The sequence below is a fragment of the Hyunsoonleella aquatilis genome, assembly GCF_014270105.1.
In the GTDB taxonomy this organism is placed as follows: Bacteria; Bacteroidota; Bacteroidia; order Flavobacteriales; family Flavobacteriaceae; genus Jejuia; species Jejuia aquatilis.
In genome coordinates, this window is record NZ_JACNMF010000003.1 from 364,816 (window position 1) to 380,943 (window position 16,128).

Here is a 16,128-nt window from a genome sequence, read left to right on the forward strand (position 1 = left end):
GACTTGCTTGTACCTAACTTTTACTAATTATGTGATTGTTGATAATTTCTTTTAGTATCGAATTTAATTTCCTACGAATTAAGTTAATTTTGATATTATAACCTATAAAAATGTTAATCAAATTTATCATAGTTGTAATATCCTCTCTTCTTCTTGTCAATGAATCGTTTGGCATTTTGGAAAAATTCAAGAAAAAGAATAAAAAAATTATTTTGATTATTGTTTTGGCCTTGTTGTTTGTCTTTTCCATTATTGATGTGATTAACACGGTTAGAGAAGGAGATGAATTGCTTGAAAAGGCAAATACTATAATTAGGCAGTCTGATACTTTAACTGTTAATACAAGGTTGATTGAAGAGGATTTAAGGAAAAATATTGAATCAGTTAAGGAAACAGGGAAAAGCCTAGCAAAAATCGATAGTGTTTTGAAAGGGGTGAGAGATAGTGTATCTGATCAAGTTGAGATTTTAAAAGGGGCTGTAGAAAAGTCGAAAGAATTAGTTAGATTGGAGGAGGTGAAATTTAGACAGAATGAAGCGAAATTAATAATAAATAGTAAAAAGGCATATCTAATTAGAGATACTATAAATAGCTCAATGTTAGAGTTTAAATATACCTTTGAAAACAAAGGGCAAAGAGATGCCAAAAATATCAAGCCAGTAGTAAAAATATACTATTATAGATCTTCAAAAGACGAACTCAATAGTATAAATATGAAAAGGATAAATGATCAAATTCTACCATTAAAGATGGCAAATAGCGATGGAATTGATCAAAGGTTCTCGTTGAAAATTAACATAAATCCTAATGAATTAGATAAGGTGATATTTGTTTTGGGAATTAATTATACCGATGATTTTTCTTATAGAAGACTAAAAACATGTGCTTACTTAGTTGGGGAGAACTTAACGGAAGATACTATTGATTTGGTTTTATTAAATGATAGATATATGAGCAGATTATTAAATAAAAAACTTTCTGAAGATGCTCTCCATGATTATTTGATAGAACTCAAAAATTTATGAAGTAATATCACCCCATATACTTCCCCTTCTTGCTCCCCTCATACATCACATATTTTACCAAACGGGATTCCAGTTTGGCGTTATAAAGCTGTATTTTTTTGGAGGGGCGCAGGCCTACGTGTTTTAGGGCTTCAAGGTTTGAGGTGATAAACCAGGCTTCGGTGCCGGGATAATTTCGTTTTAGGGTATTGCCTATATTTTGATAGAATTCCTCCATATCCAAATTCAGGCGTTCGCCGTAGGGTGGATTGAACAGTATATGTAGTTTGTCTTGCCCGCCTTTTTGGGTCTTAAAAAAATCCTCGTGCTTTATGGTGATAAAATCCTCGAGATTGGCATGTTTTACATTCTCTTGGGCTTTTCGGATGGCACTTGGGGCTTTGTCGTAGCCTATAATTTGGTGGTGAAAATCCCGTGTTTTTTTCAAAAGGGACTCTTCAATTTTCTCAAATAGATCTACATCCCAGTCCTGCCAACGCTCAAAGGCAAATTCCTTTCGTAGGAGGTTTGGTGGAATGTTGCAGGCGAGCATTGCTGCTTCGATGGCGATGGTGCCCGAACCGCACATGGGGTCCATAAAATCGGATTGGCCGTCCCAACCGGATAACATAATGAGTCCTGCGGCGAGCACTTCGTTAATGGGTGCAATATTGGTGGCCAATTTGTAACCGCGTTTGTGCAGGGATTCGCCTGAGGTGTCTAAAGACACGGTACATTCCTGTCTGGAGATACGCACATTGATTTTTAAATCGGGAAATTTTAAATCCACATTGGGGCGTTGCCCTGTGTTTTCGCGAAAACGGTCTACTATGGCGTCTTTTGTTTTTTGGGCGATAAACAGGGAATGCTTAAACATTTCGGAATGTACCGTGGCATCCACTGCCAAAGAACCGGTGGGTTTTAGATACTGTTCCCATGGCATGTTTTTGATTTGCTCGTACAGGTCATTTTCACTGCGTACTCGAAAGGATTTTATGGGTTTTAAAATTTTTATGGCGGTGCGTAATGCCAAATTGGCTTTGTACATAAAGCCTTTGTCGCCCACAAATTCTACAACACGCACGCCTTTTTTAACGTGCATTGCCCCGAGCTGGGTGAGTTCTTTTTCGAGTATCTCTTCAAAACCAAATAATGTTTTGGCTACCATGTTGAAATTTTCGGCCATAGTTTTCGTCCAATGAATTTAAGTCGGATAAGATTGCAAAAATAGTGTAATTTTGCGGTCAATTAAATGACGACAGCAAATAAGTGGGCTAGGGATTAAACGGCCTGTTTGAGCTCCTCGAAGAGAGCGAGTAGTGAAAGCCCGACCCGACAGGGGAACCCCCAAAATAATTTATGGCGGAAGATACTACAACTTGGTTTAAATCGTGGTTTGATACGCGGTTTTACCATATTTTATACCGGGACAGGGATGCGACCGAGGCGCAGGTGTTTATGGATAACCTGACGCAGTATTTAAACTTGCCCGAGGGTGGGAGCATACTGGATTTGGCCTGTGGCAAAGGGCGGCACTCACGGTATTTGAACAAGATAGGCTATGATGTAACGGGGATTGATTTGAGCGTGAATAGTATTGCGCACGCCAAGCAGTTTGAAAACCACAGGTTGAAATTTGAGGTGCACGATATGTGCAGTCCCTATCCTAAACAGTTTGATGCGGTGTTTAATTTATTTACCAGTTTTGGGTATTTTGATAGGGACGAGGACAATTTGAACACGATTAAGGCCATAAAGGCGGATTTGAACGCCACTGGTTTTGGGGTGATTGATTTTATGAATACGGATTTTGTGCTGGCCAATCTTGTACCGGAGGACACTAAAACTGTGGATGGTATTACCTTTAATTTGAAGCGTTTCCTGAGGGATGGCTATATTATCAAGACGATTGATTTTGAGGCCAACGGACAAGCCTATAGTTTTGAGGAACGGGTAAAAGCGTTTACCTTAGCGGATTTTGAAATGATGTTTGAAGCGGCGGGAGTATATTTGCTGGATGTTTTTGGCGATTATAAATTGCGAAAATTTGATGCGCCCACTTCGGAGCGTTTGGTAATGATTTTTAAATAGGTCGATAATCGACATTTATTTATCTCACTCTTGTGGAGCGAAACCAAAAACTAGATTGAACTAAAATTTTAAATGAATAAATTTCTTTTTCCCATTTACGCTGTTATAGCTGGGGTTATTATTGCGAGGCTTACCAAGCACAAACGCACTTGGAACACCAAGTTATTGCTGTCCTTTAGCGGGGCTTTTTTATTGGCCTTAACACTTTTTGAGCTGTTGCCAGAGGTTTATGACCATTTGGATACCAAGATGACAGGGTTGTTTATTATGAGTGGTATTCTGTTGCAAATTGTTCTGGAACTGTTCTCAAAGGGAGCAGAACATGGACATGTGCACATTCATAAAGATGCAAAGGCATTTCCTTGGTTATTGTTTATTAGCCTGTGTATCCATAGTTTTTTGGAGGGCTTTCCAATTCATGAGGAAAACGATATGGTTTATGGGGTGTTGGTACATAAAATCCCGATTGCGGCACTTGTGAGTATTTATTTGTTTCGATCGGAATACAGTGTTGCCCAAATGGTTATGTTTTTAACCATATTTGCTGCAATGACCCCCTTTGGCACGCTGATTTCCAATACTTCTGATTTCAGTTTGCAATTGTCACATAGCATTAATGCAATAGTTATTGGTATCTTTTTCCATATTTCCACCACTATTTTGTTTGAAAGCGGAGAAGGACATAAGTTTAACCTCGGGAAGTTTGTAGCTATTATTTTAGGTGTTGGGATTGCTTATTTTATATAAAGAGAAGCCTTTCCCTAACCCTTTCCATGGGAAAGGGAACTGTTGCGGAATTGATTCTCGCAAAGGCGCTAAGTCGCAAAGAGAATTTTAAATATTTTTAAAAGTTTGAGTGTTTCTTCCCCTTTGGGGAAGATTAAGAAGGGGCCTCTCTATGTTTAGCAAAGAAGAATCTCGCATATTACGACAAGAATTTTGGACCAGTTTTGGGAAATCTTTTCCCAGAAAATGGATTTTGTACAATACCAAATTAAAAGGCCTTAGCTTCAAGTTTCATTTTGATATCAAGAAAGCATTGGTGGCTTTGGACCTGGAGGATGATTTAGAATTCCGAATCAAATATTGGGAAAAACTAGTGGCATTAAAGTCTATTTTAATGGATGATTATTTGCCCGATGCCATTTTTGAAGAAACCTATTTTTTGAAAAACGGAAAGGAAATCTCTAGAGTTTATGTGCTTTTGGAGCAAAAAGTGTCCATTCATAATAAGAACTCGTGGCGAGAAGTGATGGAATTTTTTAATGAAACCATGAGTTTGTTTGAAGACTTTTTTCTAGAATATAAAGAGGTAATTGAGGGGTGACAACTTCATATGTTGTCATTCAGAAGGAGGAACGACTGATGAATCTCATTCTGGTAGAAAGATTCTTCACTTCGTTCTGAATGACAAGTTTTCTTTTTATCATCAAACCATGTTAAAACACAGGTTTTAATCGTCACAATTCCGTATTTTTGCACGAGCAAAAAATAGGCACTTAAAATGCAAGAGAAACTCGCAAAAATCTTTTTTTCTACCCGACTTACTGCTATTTTATTTATCGTTTTTGCGGCCGCCATGGCCACTGGAACATTTTTGGACGCGGGGCAGGAAACATCACCCACACCTTATACTCGGAATTTAATATACAACGCCTGGTGGTTTGAGGCCATCATGGTATTTTTTGTCATCAACTTTGCCGGGAATATTTTCAGGTTTAGGCTGTACAAAAAAGAAAAGTGGGCTACTTTTATTTTGCACATTTCTTTTCTCTTTATTTTGATAGGTGCGTTCATCACGCGGTATGTGAGTTTTGAGGGGATGATGGCGATTCGTGAAGGGGCTACGGAAAATCAGTTTTTGTCGCAGAAAACCTATATTTCTGGTAATATTTATGGCGATTATGAGGTAAATGGTGTTAACCAAATGCGTGTGGTTGAAGAGGAAGTGGACTTTTCCCCTAAATTGAACAATGACTTTAAGATTAAAACGGAATATAATGAACAGCCCGTTACCATTGAACTGGAAAAATTTATCGGTGGGGCTGAAGAGGATATCATCCCAAATGAAAACGGCGAATCCTATTTGAAAATAGTGGAGGCAGGCTCCAACGGCCCACACAATCACTTTTTAAAACTAGGTGAAGTTGCCAGCATACACAATATTTTATTCGCGCTAAACAAACCAACACAGGGCGCAATCAACATCACTTTTGCTGGAGATTCCTTAACTATAAATTCTCCTTTTGAGGGCCAATATATGACAATGGCTACCCGCGCTCAGGGCAAGCTGGTTAAGGATAGTTTACAATCCCTGCATTTGCGTTCAAGATATGTGATTGGCAATATGCAAATGGTGTTTCCCAAACCTGTGACCAAAGGTGTTTTTGATATCGTTCAAAAATCTAAAATGTTGAAGAATGATGATGACGGTGTGGTGTTGAAAATTTCTACAAACGGTGAAACAAAGCGACTTGGCCTTTTGGGCGGACAGGGCAGAAGTAGCAACTATAAACAAATTGAAGTGGGCGGATTAGAATTCGCATTTCGTTATGGCTCCAAGGTTTTGGAATTGCCATTTTCCTTAAAGTTGAATGATTTTGAAGCCGAACGCTACCCAGGAACCGAAAATGGGTATTCAGCCTATTCTAGTGAAGTCACCGTTTTGGATGAGGAAGCCGGTAGTTACGATTATAAAATCTTCATGAATAATATTCTGGACCATAAGGGCTATCGCTTCTTTCAATCCAGTTTTGACCCTGACGAAAAGGGTACAATTCTCTCGGTTAACCATGATTATTGGGGAACCTTGATTACCTATATTGGTTACATCATGCTCTATTTTGGGTTGATGGCTATTTTATTCAGCAAGGGTTCCCGATTTGGGGATTTGAAAGAACGCTTAAAAACCGTCAAAGCTAAAAAGGCTAAATTTTTGAGCGCCATATCACTGTTAATTGGTTTAAATGGATTTGCTCAAACTGAGGAACAACATTCTCCAGATGACGGACACGATCATGCCCATCAATTCTCAAAGCCGACAAAGGTCCAGATTGATTCGGTTTTAAAGGCCAACATAACTCCAAAAGCGCATGCGGATGAGTTTGGACACTTGGTCATTCAGGATTTAAGTGGGCGAATGATGCCTGTGAATACCTATGCATCGGAGATGTTGCGTAAGCTGAGCAAGAATGACAGCTATGAGAATTTTGATGCCAATCAGGTATTTCTTTCCATGCAGGAAAGTCCGCAATTGTGGTACAATGTGCCTATCATTTATTTGAAATTGAAAAAGGGCGACTCCATAAGGAGTTTGATTGGAACTGAGAAAGGTGAAAAATATGTTACCCTCGGCGATTTCTTCACTAATGAAGGCCGTTATAAGCTGGCTCCGTTTTTGGATGAGGCTTATAAGGCACAAATACCCAATGGTTTTCAAAAGGAATTTAAGGAGACCGACCAACGAGTTAACTTGCTATACAATACGATTCAGGGGCGTTCTTTAAAAATCTTTCCGTTGCCCAATGATGATAACAACAAATGGATATCCAACTTCGATTACCTTATGGACGGTTATAAAGTTGAAGATTCTTTGTATGGCAATTTTATAAAAAATGGGTTTCGGGCGTATTTGTTTAAAGTAAATGAAGGAAAACACTCAGGTGATTTTTCAGAAGCCTCAAAACTATTGGAAGCTTTTAAGAAAACCCAGAAACGCTATGGCTCTGAGGTGATGTTGAGCGATGACAAGATTAAAACCGAAGTATTGTACAATAAATATGATATTTTCAAAAAGCTCTTCAGCTGGTATATGTATGCCGGAACTTTACTTTTCGTCTTGCTAATTGTTCAAATATTTAATGACCGGAGTAAAGGGTTAAATATTGCAGTCAACGTCTTTAAATGGATTATTTTTGGCCTATTTATATTGCATACGACGGGTCTGATTGTACGTTGGTATATTTCGGGTCATGCCCCTTGGAGTGATGCTTATGAGTCCATGATTTATGTGGCATGGGCAACGATGTTCTTCGGGTTGGCGTTTGGACGAAAAAGCGATTTGACCATTGCTTCCACGGCATTTGTTACGGCAATGATTCTAATGATTGCCCACTGGAATTGGATGGATCCTGCCATTGCCAACCTACAACCGGTTCTGAATAGTTATTGGCTAATGATTCACGTGGCGGTAATCGTGGCCAGTTATGGGCCTTTTGCATTAGGTATGATATTGGGTGTAGTCGCATTGCTGTTAATGGTGTTTACCACAGAAAAAAATAAAAAGGTAATGTCCTTGAACATTCAGGAGTTGACCATTATCAATGAAATGGCACTAACCGTTGGATTGGTAATGTTGACCATCGGGAACTTCCTTGGAGGCATGTGGGCCAATGAAAGTTGGGGGCGCTATTGGGGATGGGATCCCAAGGAAACTTGGGCACTTATCAGTATTATGATTTATGCCTTTGTGATTCATATGCGATTGGTACCTGGTCTTCGTGGCCGCTGGTTTTTTAATTTGATGTCGATTGTAGCCTTCTCAAGTATTTTGATGACCTATTTTGGGGTGAATTTCTATTTGGCAGGATTGCATTCATACGCCAGTGGTGACCAAATCGTGAGTTTGAAATTCATAGGTATAGCTTGTGGGTTTGTTGCTGTCCTTGGATTCTTTGCGTATCGGGGTTATGCGAAATATTATAAAAAATAAGTCCCCTCATTCAAATTAACTTTTCTTTGGATTCAATTTAATTGTTGATGTGAATCCCATAATTTTGCACAAAACAAAAAATTATGGCGAAGCAATTATTTAAAGAATTCAAGGAGTTTGCAGTAAAAGGTAATATGATGGATATGGCCATTGGTATTATCATCGGTGCGGCATTTAACAAAGTGATAGACGTATTAGTGAAAAAGGTGATGTTACCCCCTTTATCTTTACTCACCAATGGAGTGAATTTTCAAAACAAAAAAATTATTCTGCAGGAAGCCTCTAATGCTGCAGACGGCAAGGTTATCACTGAGGAAGTGGCTATTGGTTACGGGGCTTTAGGTGAAGCTTTTTTGGATTTTATCATTATCGGTTTCACGGTGTTTATCGTCGTCAAATTTATGAACCGATTGAAAAAGAAAGCGCAAGATACAACTGATGATACCGTGGTGACCCCAAAGGATATCGAACTATTGGACAAGCTTACAAAGTTGATGGAGGAGCAAAATGCATTGTTGAAGTCTAAAAGCTAGTTTTAGAAATCCACCTTTTTTCCATTGAATACACTACTGATTTTATCAAAATAGATATCCTTAAAGTCAGTAATCACTTGATCGGCTTTGGAATAGTCTTGGTTTTTGGAGTGAAAACTATCATAGCCCACACAATAGATGCCTGCAGACTTTGAAGCCTGAATGCCATTTGTGGAGTCTTCGATTACGATACATTCTTCTCTTTTGAAACCTGAAGCTTCTGCTGCTTTTTCAAAAATTTCAGGATGCGGTTTAGATTGTTTTAAGTCACCACCACTCAATTTCGCCTTAAAGTAGGGGTTCAATTCAAAACGTTCAAAAATCATGTTGATACTGGTCATGGCTGCTGAGGAACCTAAAACCAATGTTAGTCCATTTTCATGATAGTTTTTTATTAGATCCAAGACCCCATCGATTAAATCCAAATCTGAATTTTTATCAAAAAACTGCTTGTAATACCTGCGTTTGATGGTCACTAAGGTTTCAGGACTTTCTTTTAAACTGAAATGGTCGCACAGACGTTTGCAAATATTTAAAGTAGATTGGCCAGTAAAGGAATTGTAAAGTTCTCTTGAAACGTCAATTCCTACTTCATCAAACATGTCATTATAGGCTTTATGGTGCATGGGTTCACTGTCGATAATCACCCCATCCATATCAAAAATAACAGCTTTTAGCATCCAAAAAAGTTTTTGCGAAGATAGCCTAACTGTAAAACATCACCTAAAGAATTCATTTTGTAAATAGAAATTAATTCAACATCTTTGTTACATGATTGCATAAGTTGACTTCCAGCTATTTCGAGAATTGCTCTCGAGTACAAAAGACTGAACACTTTCGGTTTGGTTCAATATATATGTTTTAAACTATTCAAAATGCAATCAAAATCAAATAAAATCACCTTTAAACAATTTCTAAAGTATCTTAAAATCGCCATAACCGGCAAGGAGCAAGAATTTACTTCTGGTAGTATTCGAAGGGCAGTTTTTATGCTGTCCATCCCTATGATTTTGGAAATGCTCATGGAGTCCATTTTTGCTATTGTGGATATCATGTATGTATCCCAAGTTAGCGTTAATGCAGTAGCTACTATAGGTCTCACGGAATCTGTAATTACATTAGTATATGCAGTGGCCATAGGTTTAAGTATGGCGGCCACGGCTATTGTTGCCAGAAGGGTGGGGGAACAGGATATAAAAGGTGCCTCAACTGCAGCCGTTCAGGTTATATTTCTAGGTATAGCGGTGGCAGCAGTTATCAGTGTTATTGGAATAATTTATCCGAAGGAAATTTTGGGGCTAATGGGCGGTGAGCCCGATTTAATTGAAGAAGGTTTTGGTTATACGAAAGTACTTTTAGGTGGTAACGTTACCATCATGCTCCTGTTTTTAATCAATGCTATTTTTAGGGGAGCAGGAGATGCTTCTGTAGCTATGTGGACACTAGTGTTGTCCAACGGGCTAAATATCATTCTCGACCCTATTTTTATTTTTGGCTTTGGCCCAGTACCTGCCTTTGGGGTTGAAGGCGCGGCTATTGCCACAACCATTGGCAGGGGTACTGCAGTGGTATTTCAATTGGCCGTGCTGTTTTTCGGATTTAGTAAAATTAAGGTGGGTATTCCCGATTTAGCATTACAGGTGGGTGTTATGCTGAATCTCATAAAAGTGTCGATTGGCGGTATTGGTCAGTTTTTAATCGGCACGTCCTCCTGGGTATTTTTAATGCGAATTATGAGTGAATTCGGTAGTGAAGTCTTGGCTGGATACACCATAGCTATACGTGTGATGATGTTTACATTGATGCCCGCATGGGGCATGAGTAATGCGGCGGCTACATTGGTGGGACAAAACTTGGGAGCCCAGAAACCCGATCGTGCTGAACAATCCGTTTGGAAAACCGGAAAGTACTGTGCCATTTTTATGGGAGTAGTTTCTATCATCTATTTGGTGTTTTCGCCACAGATTATTGGGTTGTTTAACCAGACGCCAAATGTCGTAAAATATGGAGGCCAGTGTTTGAGAGTGTTGGCCGCAGGTTATATTTTTTATGCTTACGGTATGGTAGTTATCAATGCCTTTAATGGAGCAGGTGATACCAAAACGCCAACGTATATCAACTTTGTCTGCTTCTGGCTGTTGCAATTGCCTTTTGCTTATTTGATGGCACTTACCCTCGATTTTGGACCATCAGGTGTATTTTGGGCAATTACTTTGACGGAAGTATTGATAGCAGTAATTGCGATAGTTTGGTTCAAGAACGGAAATTGGAAACGCGTTCAGGTTTAAATCATGGCGACTGCATTAATTGACCAAATCGGAAGACGACTTTGCCTTTCTGAAACTCCCAAAAGGATTGTGTCTTTGGTCCCAAGCCAAACGGAGTTGTTATGTGATTTGGGTTTGGAAGATAATCTTGTCGGCGTTACAAAGTTCTGTGTTCATCCCAAGCACATAAAATCCAAGGCAAAAGTTATTGGTGGCACAAAACAGGTGAATTTTGAGAAAATCAAAACAGTAAAACCGGATATCATTTTATGCAATAAGGAAGAGAATACAAAAGCAATAGTTGAAGTGTGCGGAACCATTTGCCCTGTTCACGTTTCGGATATTTTTGACTTGGATGATAGCTTAGAACTTGTAAAACAGTACGGACAGTTGTTTATAAAGGAAGATGAAGCAAAAGTCCTGATTGATAAAATTCAGGGAGAAGCGTCGCGTTTTGAAAGTTTTATTGAAAACTATAAATCCCTAAAAACGATTTATTTCATATGGAAAAACCCTTGGATGGTTGCAGGAGGGTCAACGTTTATTGAGTATTTGATGCAATTGAACCGTTTCGAAAATTTTTACGACAGTGAAAACCGCTACCCAGAAATCCAACTAAATATTGAAGAAGAGGTGGATTTGGTATTATTGTCAAGTGAGCCGTTTCCTTTCAAGGAAGTAAATAAAAAAGAACTACAAGAATTCTACCCAAATGCCAAAATTCTATTGGTAGATGGGGAATACTTCTCTTGGTATGGCTCTAGATTGGTGAAAGCTTTCGATTATTTTAAATCGCTTCGTTCCAATCTTTAGAATATTCAACTTTGGTAACATCGTCAACAAAGTTTGCAATTCTTTTTTCTACTTCTTTTAAGCTCACTAGCGGATTAACGATGGCCTTAATTTTGCCAACTCTGCAAAAATGGGGATTCATAATATTCTGTTTTTAAGTAAAGTACGAGAAAAAACGTCTTTTGGACGTGACGGAATTGTTAAGAAAACACTAAAGTTTTAAGAAGCTTGCTGATGTTGTTCCCTGTAAAGATAATTCAGCTTATTGATTTTATCGAGGAGCTTTATCGCCTCGTATTCCGCGAAGTCGCTCAAAGGGGCGTCTGTCTGCCTAAAATTATAAGCACGCTCCATGAGCTTTTTATACTTTTTATTCAGCTTGATTTGGTGACTTTTTATAGCTTCAATTCTGTTCATAACATGCTAAAAACGAGAGTACTTAAAATTACATTTTTTATTGAGAACTCAAAAGAAAATCACCTCAAATTTTGAAAAGTACAACTCCTCTAATCCTGAAGGGCAAACACCTTTTTCAATAAATCCGTAGTTCTTGAGCCTATTTTATTTCTAATTTCCTTTTCTTCGACGGCTATCATGGTAAACACACCGTTCAATGCCTCATTGGTCACATAGTCCGTTAAATCTGGATTCACATCCTTGGTAAAAGGAATATTATTGTATTTGGTAATCAAATTACTCCAGATATCATCGGCACCCACTTTGCTAAACGAATTTTTAATCACGGGATTAAATTTATCATACAGCGCAGTCTGCGTTCTTCCCGTTAAATATTGGGTAGCCGCATCATCATTGCCCAAAAGAATTTGTTTTGCATCGTCAAAAGTGATGTCTTTCACAGCATTTACAAAAATAGGTGTAGCTTCTTTTACTGCGTCCTCGGCGGCACGGTTCAGTACTTTAAGTCCTTCGTCGGCCAATTTGCCCAAGCCGATGTCACGCAACGTTTTGTCTACTTTTTTAAGTTCTTCGGGCAAAAGGATTTTTACCAATTCATTGCGATAGAACCCATCCTTTTGGGTAAGCTTGGTGACCTGTTTGTCGATACCAAAATCCAAGGCTTGTCGCAGGCCAGAGGCAATATCGGCATTGGAAATAGTGCCTTCTTGTGGCAATTGGTTAATAACACCTTGCAGCTCGGCACACGCTGTTATATTGAAAATAAAGCAGACTAAAAAAAGTTTACGTATCATGGTATTGGGTTTTTGGTTTCAAATATAAGATTAAGCAAAGAAATGAAAAGACACCCAAAGTAAAATTTGAGTGTCTTAGCTATATGAATCACATGAATCTAATTAATCCCTCAATTAATTGGATTGCTTTACCAATAAATAAGACACAGCATTTTTTGAAGGGTCACAATTTTTTTAATTTTTTTTTGAAGCCCGTGGAATTTGAAACTATTATTTGAGAAATACTATTTTAGCATAATTGTTGTTATGAAGAGGTTGAGTTTATATTGAACAAAAAAATGAATTTTAGAAAATCGTTTATACGCTTTATTGCATTGTTGATACCAACAGTGATATTTGGCCAGATAAAAATTTCCGAAAATATCCAAACATCCTCAATTGCAAAGAACAATGAAAACGCCTTGTATTTCGTGGATTTTTGGGCCACTTGGTGCGGGCCGTGCATTCATGCATCTAAATATTTAAGTGCGTTACAAATGCAGTATCCTGATAACTTTTATATTCTGTCTTTGAGCCAAGAAAATCCGGATGTGGTCAAACGTTTTATGAAGAAACATCGGATGGGACTTGCAGTGGCGATTGATTTTCAAGGTGAAACCTTTTCAAAATATAATATTTCAAGTTTGCCCTACGGGATTCTCTTTAATGCGAAAGGAGAACGATTGTGGGAAGGGCATCCAGCTGAATTTAAGGATTATCATTTGGATGGCTATTTAAGTATCAACAAACAAAAAATAGCTTTGGACAAGATGTTTTTGTTGCAAAACACTCCAAAAACATTCACCCAAAAAGAAGTTGTTTTCGAGAAGGATTTTGAAATCATAAAAATACCAGACTCACCATATTTTGAAATAAAAAAACATACGGATTTCTTTGAATTAAAAGGCAGTTTACAAGCTATTTTGGCGTATTCGAGCCATACTTATCAAAAACAAATTGATGTACCGTCTAAGTTTAATCATTCCTATCGTGTACGTTTTAAAAATGAAACAGATGTTTCCAGCAATCTATCCGATAGGATTTTAAAAGCCTTAAAGTTGGAGTATTCCAGTGATCTAGCCAACGGAGAGGCATTGGTTTTGAACATTAAAAACGCACGGTTTTGGGATGTCGATCAAATCGATTGGGGTAATGATTCTCCCCACTTTTTAATTGGGGATAGCGATTTAAAAGCGGATAATGTATCCCTGAATCAAGTGGGGTATCAGTTGGCCAATCTTTTGGAGATCCCAGTGCTAATCAAAAATCAATCGGTTGCCAATGCTCTTCACGATTGGGAAATTCACTATAAATATTTCGAGTTAATGGCCTCGGGTTTAAGTGACACGTACGGTATCGAAGCGAAAAAGCAAGTGGCCACTTATCCAAAATATACCATAAAAAAGAAGGCACCTTAAAAAGGTGCCTTACTGTCAACAAACTAAAACTTAATCCTAGGGATTTAGTTTTGGATTACTCTAAATTCGGTTCTTCTGTTTTTTCTGTGCTCACCTTCAGAACAGTCCACGCCGTTGGAACAACGGTTTACCAATCTAGACTCACCATATCCTTTTGCAGATAATCTACTCCTAGAAATACCTTTTGATACTAAGTAATTTACAACGGAATTAGCACGTTGTTGAGATAAAGACATGTTGAAATCATCATTGCCTCTAGAATCTGTATGAGACATTAATTCAATACTAACAGGCTTGCTGTTTAATAATGGTAACAAAGTTTCATCAATAATTTTCTTAGAAGCTGGAGTGATACGAGCACTTCCCAATTCATAGAAAATAGGTAAAACATTAGCATTTAAAAGACCACAATCCACTTCTTCCCAAGTGGTTAATCCACCTTTTTTGGCTAATACAGTTCTGGTAACAGTTTTTGATTGGGCTGGAATGGTCACACTTTTAGTGGTTGCGGGAGTTGCCAATACTTGGCGCGTGATGGTTTTGTACTCAGCGGGAATTTCGATTTCGTCCATTCTTGCAGGTGTTTTAATCACACGCTTTTTGTACGTAGTGCCACGTTCGGGTACAGGTACATTGCTAGTTGAGGCATCGCTAGAAAGTGTCGTAAAACTAACATCTTTAAACTGAGCTGGATACTCCACAAAACAGGCCACCATACAATCTTCCTTATTTGGAGAATCACAGGCAGTTTCCCTGTATTCCCAACCAGAAGTTTTTGGGTAGGTTTCGAAAGTTCTTGAGTCCGAACCGAAAGACGCAGGAATAATATTCAAATCGGTTCTTCCTTCTTTACTTACATAAGGCACTTCAATAGTTTCGTAAGTAGCAGGCACATAAACGAATTTTTTAGAAGCCTCCTTGATTAAAACACGTTCTTCAACGGTACGATAGGTGGCTGGCACCACTTCAAGCTTGGAATATGCTGGATAAACCTCAATAGTTTCTTCAACAGTTTTGAACTCGTCTTTAGTGATACATTTCACATAACACTTTCCGGGATCTGGATTAGCAGGTAAGTTTTGGGCTTGGGTAAGTCCGATGCCCAACATAAAAACTAGGCATAAAATAAAATTTGATTTCATAAAATTTACAAATTAGTTAATGGTAATTTTTTCTTCTGTTTGTGAGACACACAGAAAATTACAAAGTCACGATTAACATTTGGTTATTTTATAAAAAGGAAAATAAATATTTGAATTTCAGGTATTTATGTAAAGATAACCGTCTTGTTATTGTAGACCATTACCTTTCTGTTGGCGTGAAGTTTTACAGCATTGGCCAAAACGATTTTTTCTAAATCACGTCCTTTTGCAATCAAATCTGAAATAGAATGCGCGTGGGTTACCCTTGTAACATCCTGTTCGATAATTGGGCCAGCATCCAGTTCTTCTGTAACATAGTGGCTCGTAGCACCAATGATTTTTACACCGCGTTTATAGGCTGAATGGTAAGGTTTCGCTCCAACGAAAGCCGGTAAAAAGGAGTGGTGGATGTTGATGATTTTATTAGGATATTGATTGATGATTTTTTCTGAAACAATCTGCATATAACGCGCCAGAACAATAAAATCTACTTGATGTTCCTGAAGCAAAGCCGACTGCTGGTCTTCAGCCTCGCTTTTGGTGTCCTTAGTCACAGGAATATGATAAAACGGAATATCAAAGTTATGGGCAATATGCTCTAAATCTTTGTGGTTACTCACAATAAAGGGGATTTCTAAATTCAGCTCACCCGAATTGTAACGTCCTAATAAATCATATAAACAATGGTCATATTTCGAAATGAACAGTGCCATTTTCGGTTTCTTTTCCGAAGAATAAATACGCCATTTCATTCGAAATTTCTCAGCCAAGTCCCTTTTAAAACATTCCTTAAAACTTTCAGTAGAAAACTCGTCGGAATCAAATTCACTTTCCAGACGCATAAAAAAGATATTCTGCTCACGGTCCACGTGCTGGTCTATATAAACAATATTGCCATCCTTTTTAGCAATAAAACTGGTAATATTGGCTATAATTCCCGAGCGGTCCTTACAATGTATTAAAATGGTAATCTTATTCAT

Annotated in this window: 16 protein-coding genes; 9 read left to right on the forward strand and 7 right to left on the reverse strand. The window is 38.1% G+C overall.

The features are described from left to right. Positions 1 to 110: 110 nt before the first annotated feature. Positions 111 to 1,025 (forward strand): hypothetical protein, encoded by a 915-nt coding sequence (locus tag H7U19_RS10230; RefSeq protein ID WP_186561998.1) that lies wholly within the window; start codon positions 111 to 113, stop codon positions 1,023 to 1,025. Positions 1,026 to 1,032: 7 nt separating this feature from the next. Here the strand turns inward: H7U19_RS10230 and H7U19_RS10235 are convergent, their stop codons facing one another. Continuing rightward, positions 1,033 to 2,190, reverse strand: coding sequence for a THUMP domain-containing class I SAM-dependent RNA methyltransferase (locus H7U19_RS10235; RefSeq protein WP_186562000.1), 1,158 nt, complete (start codon positions 2,188 to 2,190; stop codon positions 1,033 to 1,035). Between the two features lie 173 nt (positions 2,191 to 2,363). Between H7U19_RS10235 and H7U19_RS10240 the strand changes: the two genes are divergently transcribed. The 5 genes from H7U19_RS10240 (at position 2,364) to mscL (ending at position 8,339) form a co-directional block, all read left to right on the forward strand. After that, on the forward strand, positions 2,364 to 3,095 hold the full coding sequence (locus H7U19_RS10240; RefSeq protein ID WP_186562002.1) for a class I SAM-dependent methyltransferase: 732 nt from the start codon (positions 2,364 to 2,366) through the stop codon (positions 3,093 to 3,095). Positions 3,096 to 3,167: 72 nt separating this feature from the next. After that, complete coding sequence (locus tag H7U19_RS10245) at positions 3,168 to 3,842, forward strand: ZIP family metal transporter (protein ID WP_186562004.1); 675 nt, start codon at positions 3,168 to 3,170, stop codon at positions 3,840 to 3,842. Positions 3,843 to 3,993: 151 nt separating this feature from the next. Next, on the forward strand, positions 3,994 to 4,422 hold the full coding sequence (locus H7U19_RS10250) for a DUF4268 domain-containing protein (protein ID WP_186562006.1): 429 nt from the start codon (positions 3,994 to 3,996) through the stop codon (positions 4,420 to 4,422). Between the two features lie 177 nt (positions 4,423 to 4,599). Further along, the gene (locus H7U19_RS10255) at positions 4,600 to 7,806 is read left to right on the forward strand and encodes a cytochrome c biogenesis protein CcsA (RefSeq protein ID WP_186562007.1); all 3,207 of its coding nucleotides are present in this window, start codon (positions 4,600 to 4,602) and stop codon (positions 7,804 to 7,806) included. A gap of 83 nt (positions 7,807 to 7,889) precedes the next feature. Next, positions 7,890 to 8,339: a large conductance mechanosensitive channel protein MscL gene (gene mscL / locus H7U19_RS10260; protein ID WP_186562009.1), complete on the forward strand. Its 450-nt coding sequence runs from the start codon at positions 7,890 to 7,892 to the stop codon at positions 8,337 to 8,339. Between the two features lie 2 nt (positions 8,340 to 8,341). Here mscL and H7U19_RS10265 read toward each other — a convergent pair whose 3' ends face one another. Beyond that, positions 8,342 to 9,019, reverse strand: coding sequence for an HAD family hydrolase (locus H7U19_RS10265; RefSeq protein ID WP_186562011.1), 678 nt, complete (start codon positions 9,017 to 9,019; stop codon positions 8,342 to 8,344). A gap of 195 nt (positions 9,020 to 9,214) precedes the next feature. Between H7U19_RS10265 and H7U19_RS10270 the strand changes: the two genes are divergently transcribed. Next, positions 9,215 to 10,627 carry an MATE family efflux transporter gene (locus tag H7U19_RS10270; protein WP_186562013.1) on the forward strand — a complete coding sequence of 471 codons (1,413 nt, stop codon included), beginning with the start codon at positions 9,215 to 9,217 and terminating at the stop codon, positions 10,625 to 10,627. Positions 10,628 to 10,630: 3 nt separating this feature from the next. After that, entirely contained in the window at positions 10,631 to 11,419 is a 789-nt protein-coding gene (locus tag H7U19_RS10275; protein WP_186562015.1) for an ABC transporter substrate-binding protein, read from the forward strand. Here the strand turns inward: H7U19_RS10275 and H7U19_RS10280 are convergent. The 3 genes from H7U19_RS10280 to H7U19_RS10290 all read right to left on the reverse strand — a co-directional run bounded on the left by H7U19_RS10280 (position 11,394) and on the right by H7U19_RS10290 (position 12,609). Beyond that, positions 11,394 to 11,540 carry a hypothetical protein gene (locus H7U19_RS10280; RefSeq protein ID WP_186562017.1) on the reverse strand — a complete coding sequence of 49 codons (147 nt, stop codon included), beginning with the start codon at positions 11,538 to 11,540 and terminating at the stop codon, positions 11,394 to 11,396. The genes H7U19_RS10275 and H7U19_RS10280 overlap by 26 nt on opposite strands. Before the next feature lie 77 nt (positions 11,541 to 11,617). Further along, complete coding sequence (locus H7U19_RS10285) at positions 11,618 to 11,815, reverse strand: Lacal_2735 family protein (protein WP_186562019.1); 198 nt, start codon at positions 11,813 to 11,815, stop codon at positions 11,618 to 11,620. Positions 11,816 to 11,904: 89 nt separating this feature from the next. Further along, on the reverse strand, positions 11,905 to 12,609 hold the full coding sequence (locus H7U19_RS10290) for a DUF4197 domain-containing protein (RefSeq protein ID WP_186562021.1): 705 nt from the start codon (positions 12,607 to 12,609) through the stop codon (positions 11,905 to 11,907). A gap of 278 nt (positions 12,610 to 12,887) precedes the next feature. Between H7U19_RS10290 and H7U19_RS10295 the strand changes: the two genes are divergently transcribed. Then, the gene (locus tag H7U19_RS10295; protein WP_186562023.1) at positions 12,888 to 14,006 is read left to right on the forward strand and encodes a TlpA family protein disulfide reductase; all 1,119 of its coding nucleotides are present in this window, start codon (positions 12,888 to 12,890) and stop codon (positions 14,004 to 14,006) included. Between the two features lie 44 nt (positions 14,007 to 14,050). Here the strand turns inward: H7U19_RS10295 and H7U19_RS10300 are convergent, their stop codons facing one another. Both H7U19_RS10300 and purU read right to left on the reverse strand, forming a co-directional pair. Further along, positions 14,051 to 15,148: an OmpA family protein gene (locus tag H7U19_RS10300; protein WP_186562025.1), complete on the reverse strand. Its 1,098-nt coding sequence runs from the start codon at positions 15,146 to 15,148 to the stop codon at positions 14,051 to 14,053. Between the two features lie 125 nt (positions 15,149 to 15,273). Further along, complete coding sequence (gene purU, locus H7U19_RS10305) at positions 15,274 to 16,128, reverse strand: formyltetrahydrofolate deformylase (protein ID WP_186562027.1); 855 nt, start codon at positions 16,126 to 16,128, stop codon at positions 15,274 to 15,276.

What these genes read in the sequence shown, in the direction of transcription:
- H7U19_RS10300 (WP_186562025.1), bottom strand. Translation starts at nt 15,148, where the DNA reads ATGAAATCAAATTTTATTTTATGCCTAGTTTTTATGTTGGGCATCGGA.
- H7U19_RS10240 (WP_186562002.1), top strand. Translation starts at nt 2,364, where the DNA reads ATGGCGGAAGATACTACAACTTGGTTTAAATCGTGGTTTGATACGCGG.
- H7U19_RS10245 (WP_186562004.1), top strand. Translation starts at nt 3,168, where the DNA reads ATGAATAAATTTCTTTTTCCCATTTACGCTGTTATAGCTGGGGTTATT.
- H7U19_RS10265 (WP_186562011.1), bottom strand. Translation starts at nt 9,019, where the DNA reads ATGCTAAAAGCTGTTATTTTTGATATGGATGGGGTGATTATCGACAGT.
- H7U19_RS10230 (WP_186561998.1), top strand. Translation starts at nt 111, where the DNA reads ATGTTAATCAAATTTATCATAGTTGTAATATCCTCTCTTCTTCTTGTC.
- H7U19_RS10270 (WP_186562013.1), top strand. Translation starts at nt 9,215, where the DNA reads ATGCAATCAAAATCAAATAAAATCACCTTTAAACAATTTCTAAAGTAT.
- H7U19_RS10275 (WP_186562015.1), top strand. Translation starts at nt 10,631, where the DNA reads ATGGCGACTGCATTAATTGACCAAATCGGAAGACGACTTTGCCTTTCT.
- H7U19_RS10235 (WP_186562000.1), bottom strand. Translation starts at nt 2,190, where the DNA reads ATGGCCGAAAATTTCAACATGGTAGCCAAAACATTATTTGGTTTTGAA.
- H7U19_RS10295 (WP_186562023.1), top strand. Translation starts at nt 12,888, where the DNA reads ATGAATTTTAGAAAATCGTTTATACGCTTTATTGCATTGTTGATACCA.
- purU (WP_186562027.1), bottom strand. Translation starts at nt 16,128, where the DNA reads ATGAATAAGATTACCATTTTAATACATTGTAAGGACCGCTCGGGAATT.
- H7U19_RS10255 (WP_186562007.1), top strand. Translation starts at nt 4,600, where the DNA reads ATGCAAGAGAAACTCGCAAAAATCTTTTTTTCTACCCGACTTACTGCT.
- H7U19_RS10285 (WP_186562019.1), bottom strand. Translation starts at nt 11,815, where the DNA reads ATGAACAGAATTGAAGCTATAAAAAGTCACCAAATCAAGCTGAATAAA.
- H7U19_RS10290 (WP_186562021.1), bottom strand. Translation starts at nt 12,609, where the DNA reads ATGATACGTAAACTTTTTTTAGTCTGCTTTATTTTCAATATAACAGCG.
- mscL (WP_186562009.1), top strand. Translation starts at nt 7,890, where the DNA reads ATGGCGAAGCAATTATTTAAAGAATTCAAGGAGTTTGCAGTAAAAGGT.
- H7U19_RS10250 (WP_186562006.1), top strand. Translation starts at nt 3,994, where the DNA reads ATGTTTAGCAAAGAAGAATCTCGCATATTACGACAAGAATTTTGGACC.
- H7U19_RS10280 (WP_186562017.1), bottom strand. Translation starts at nt 11,540, where the DNA reads ATGAATCCCCATTTTTGCAGAGTTGGCAAAATTAAGGCCATCGTTAAT.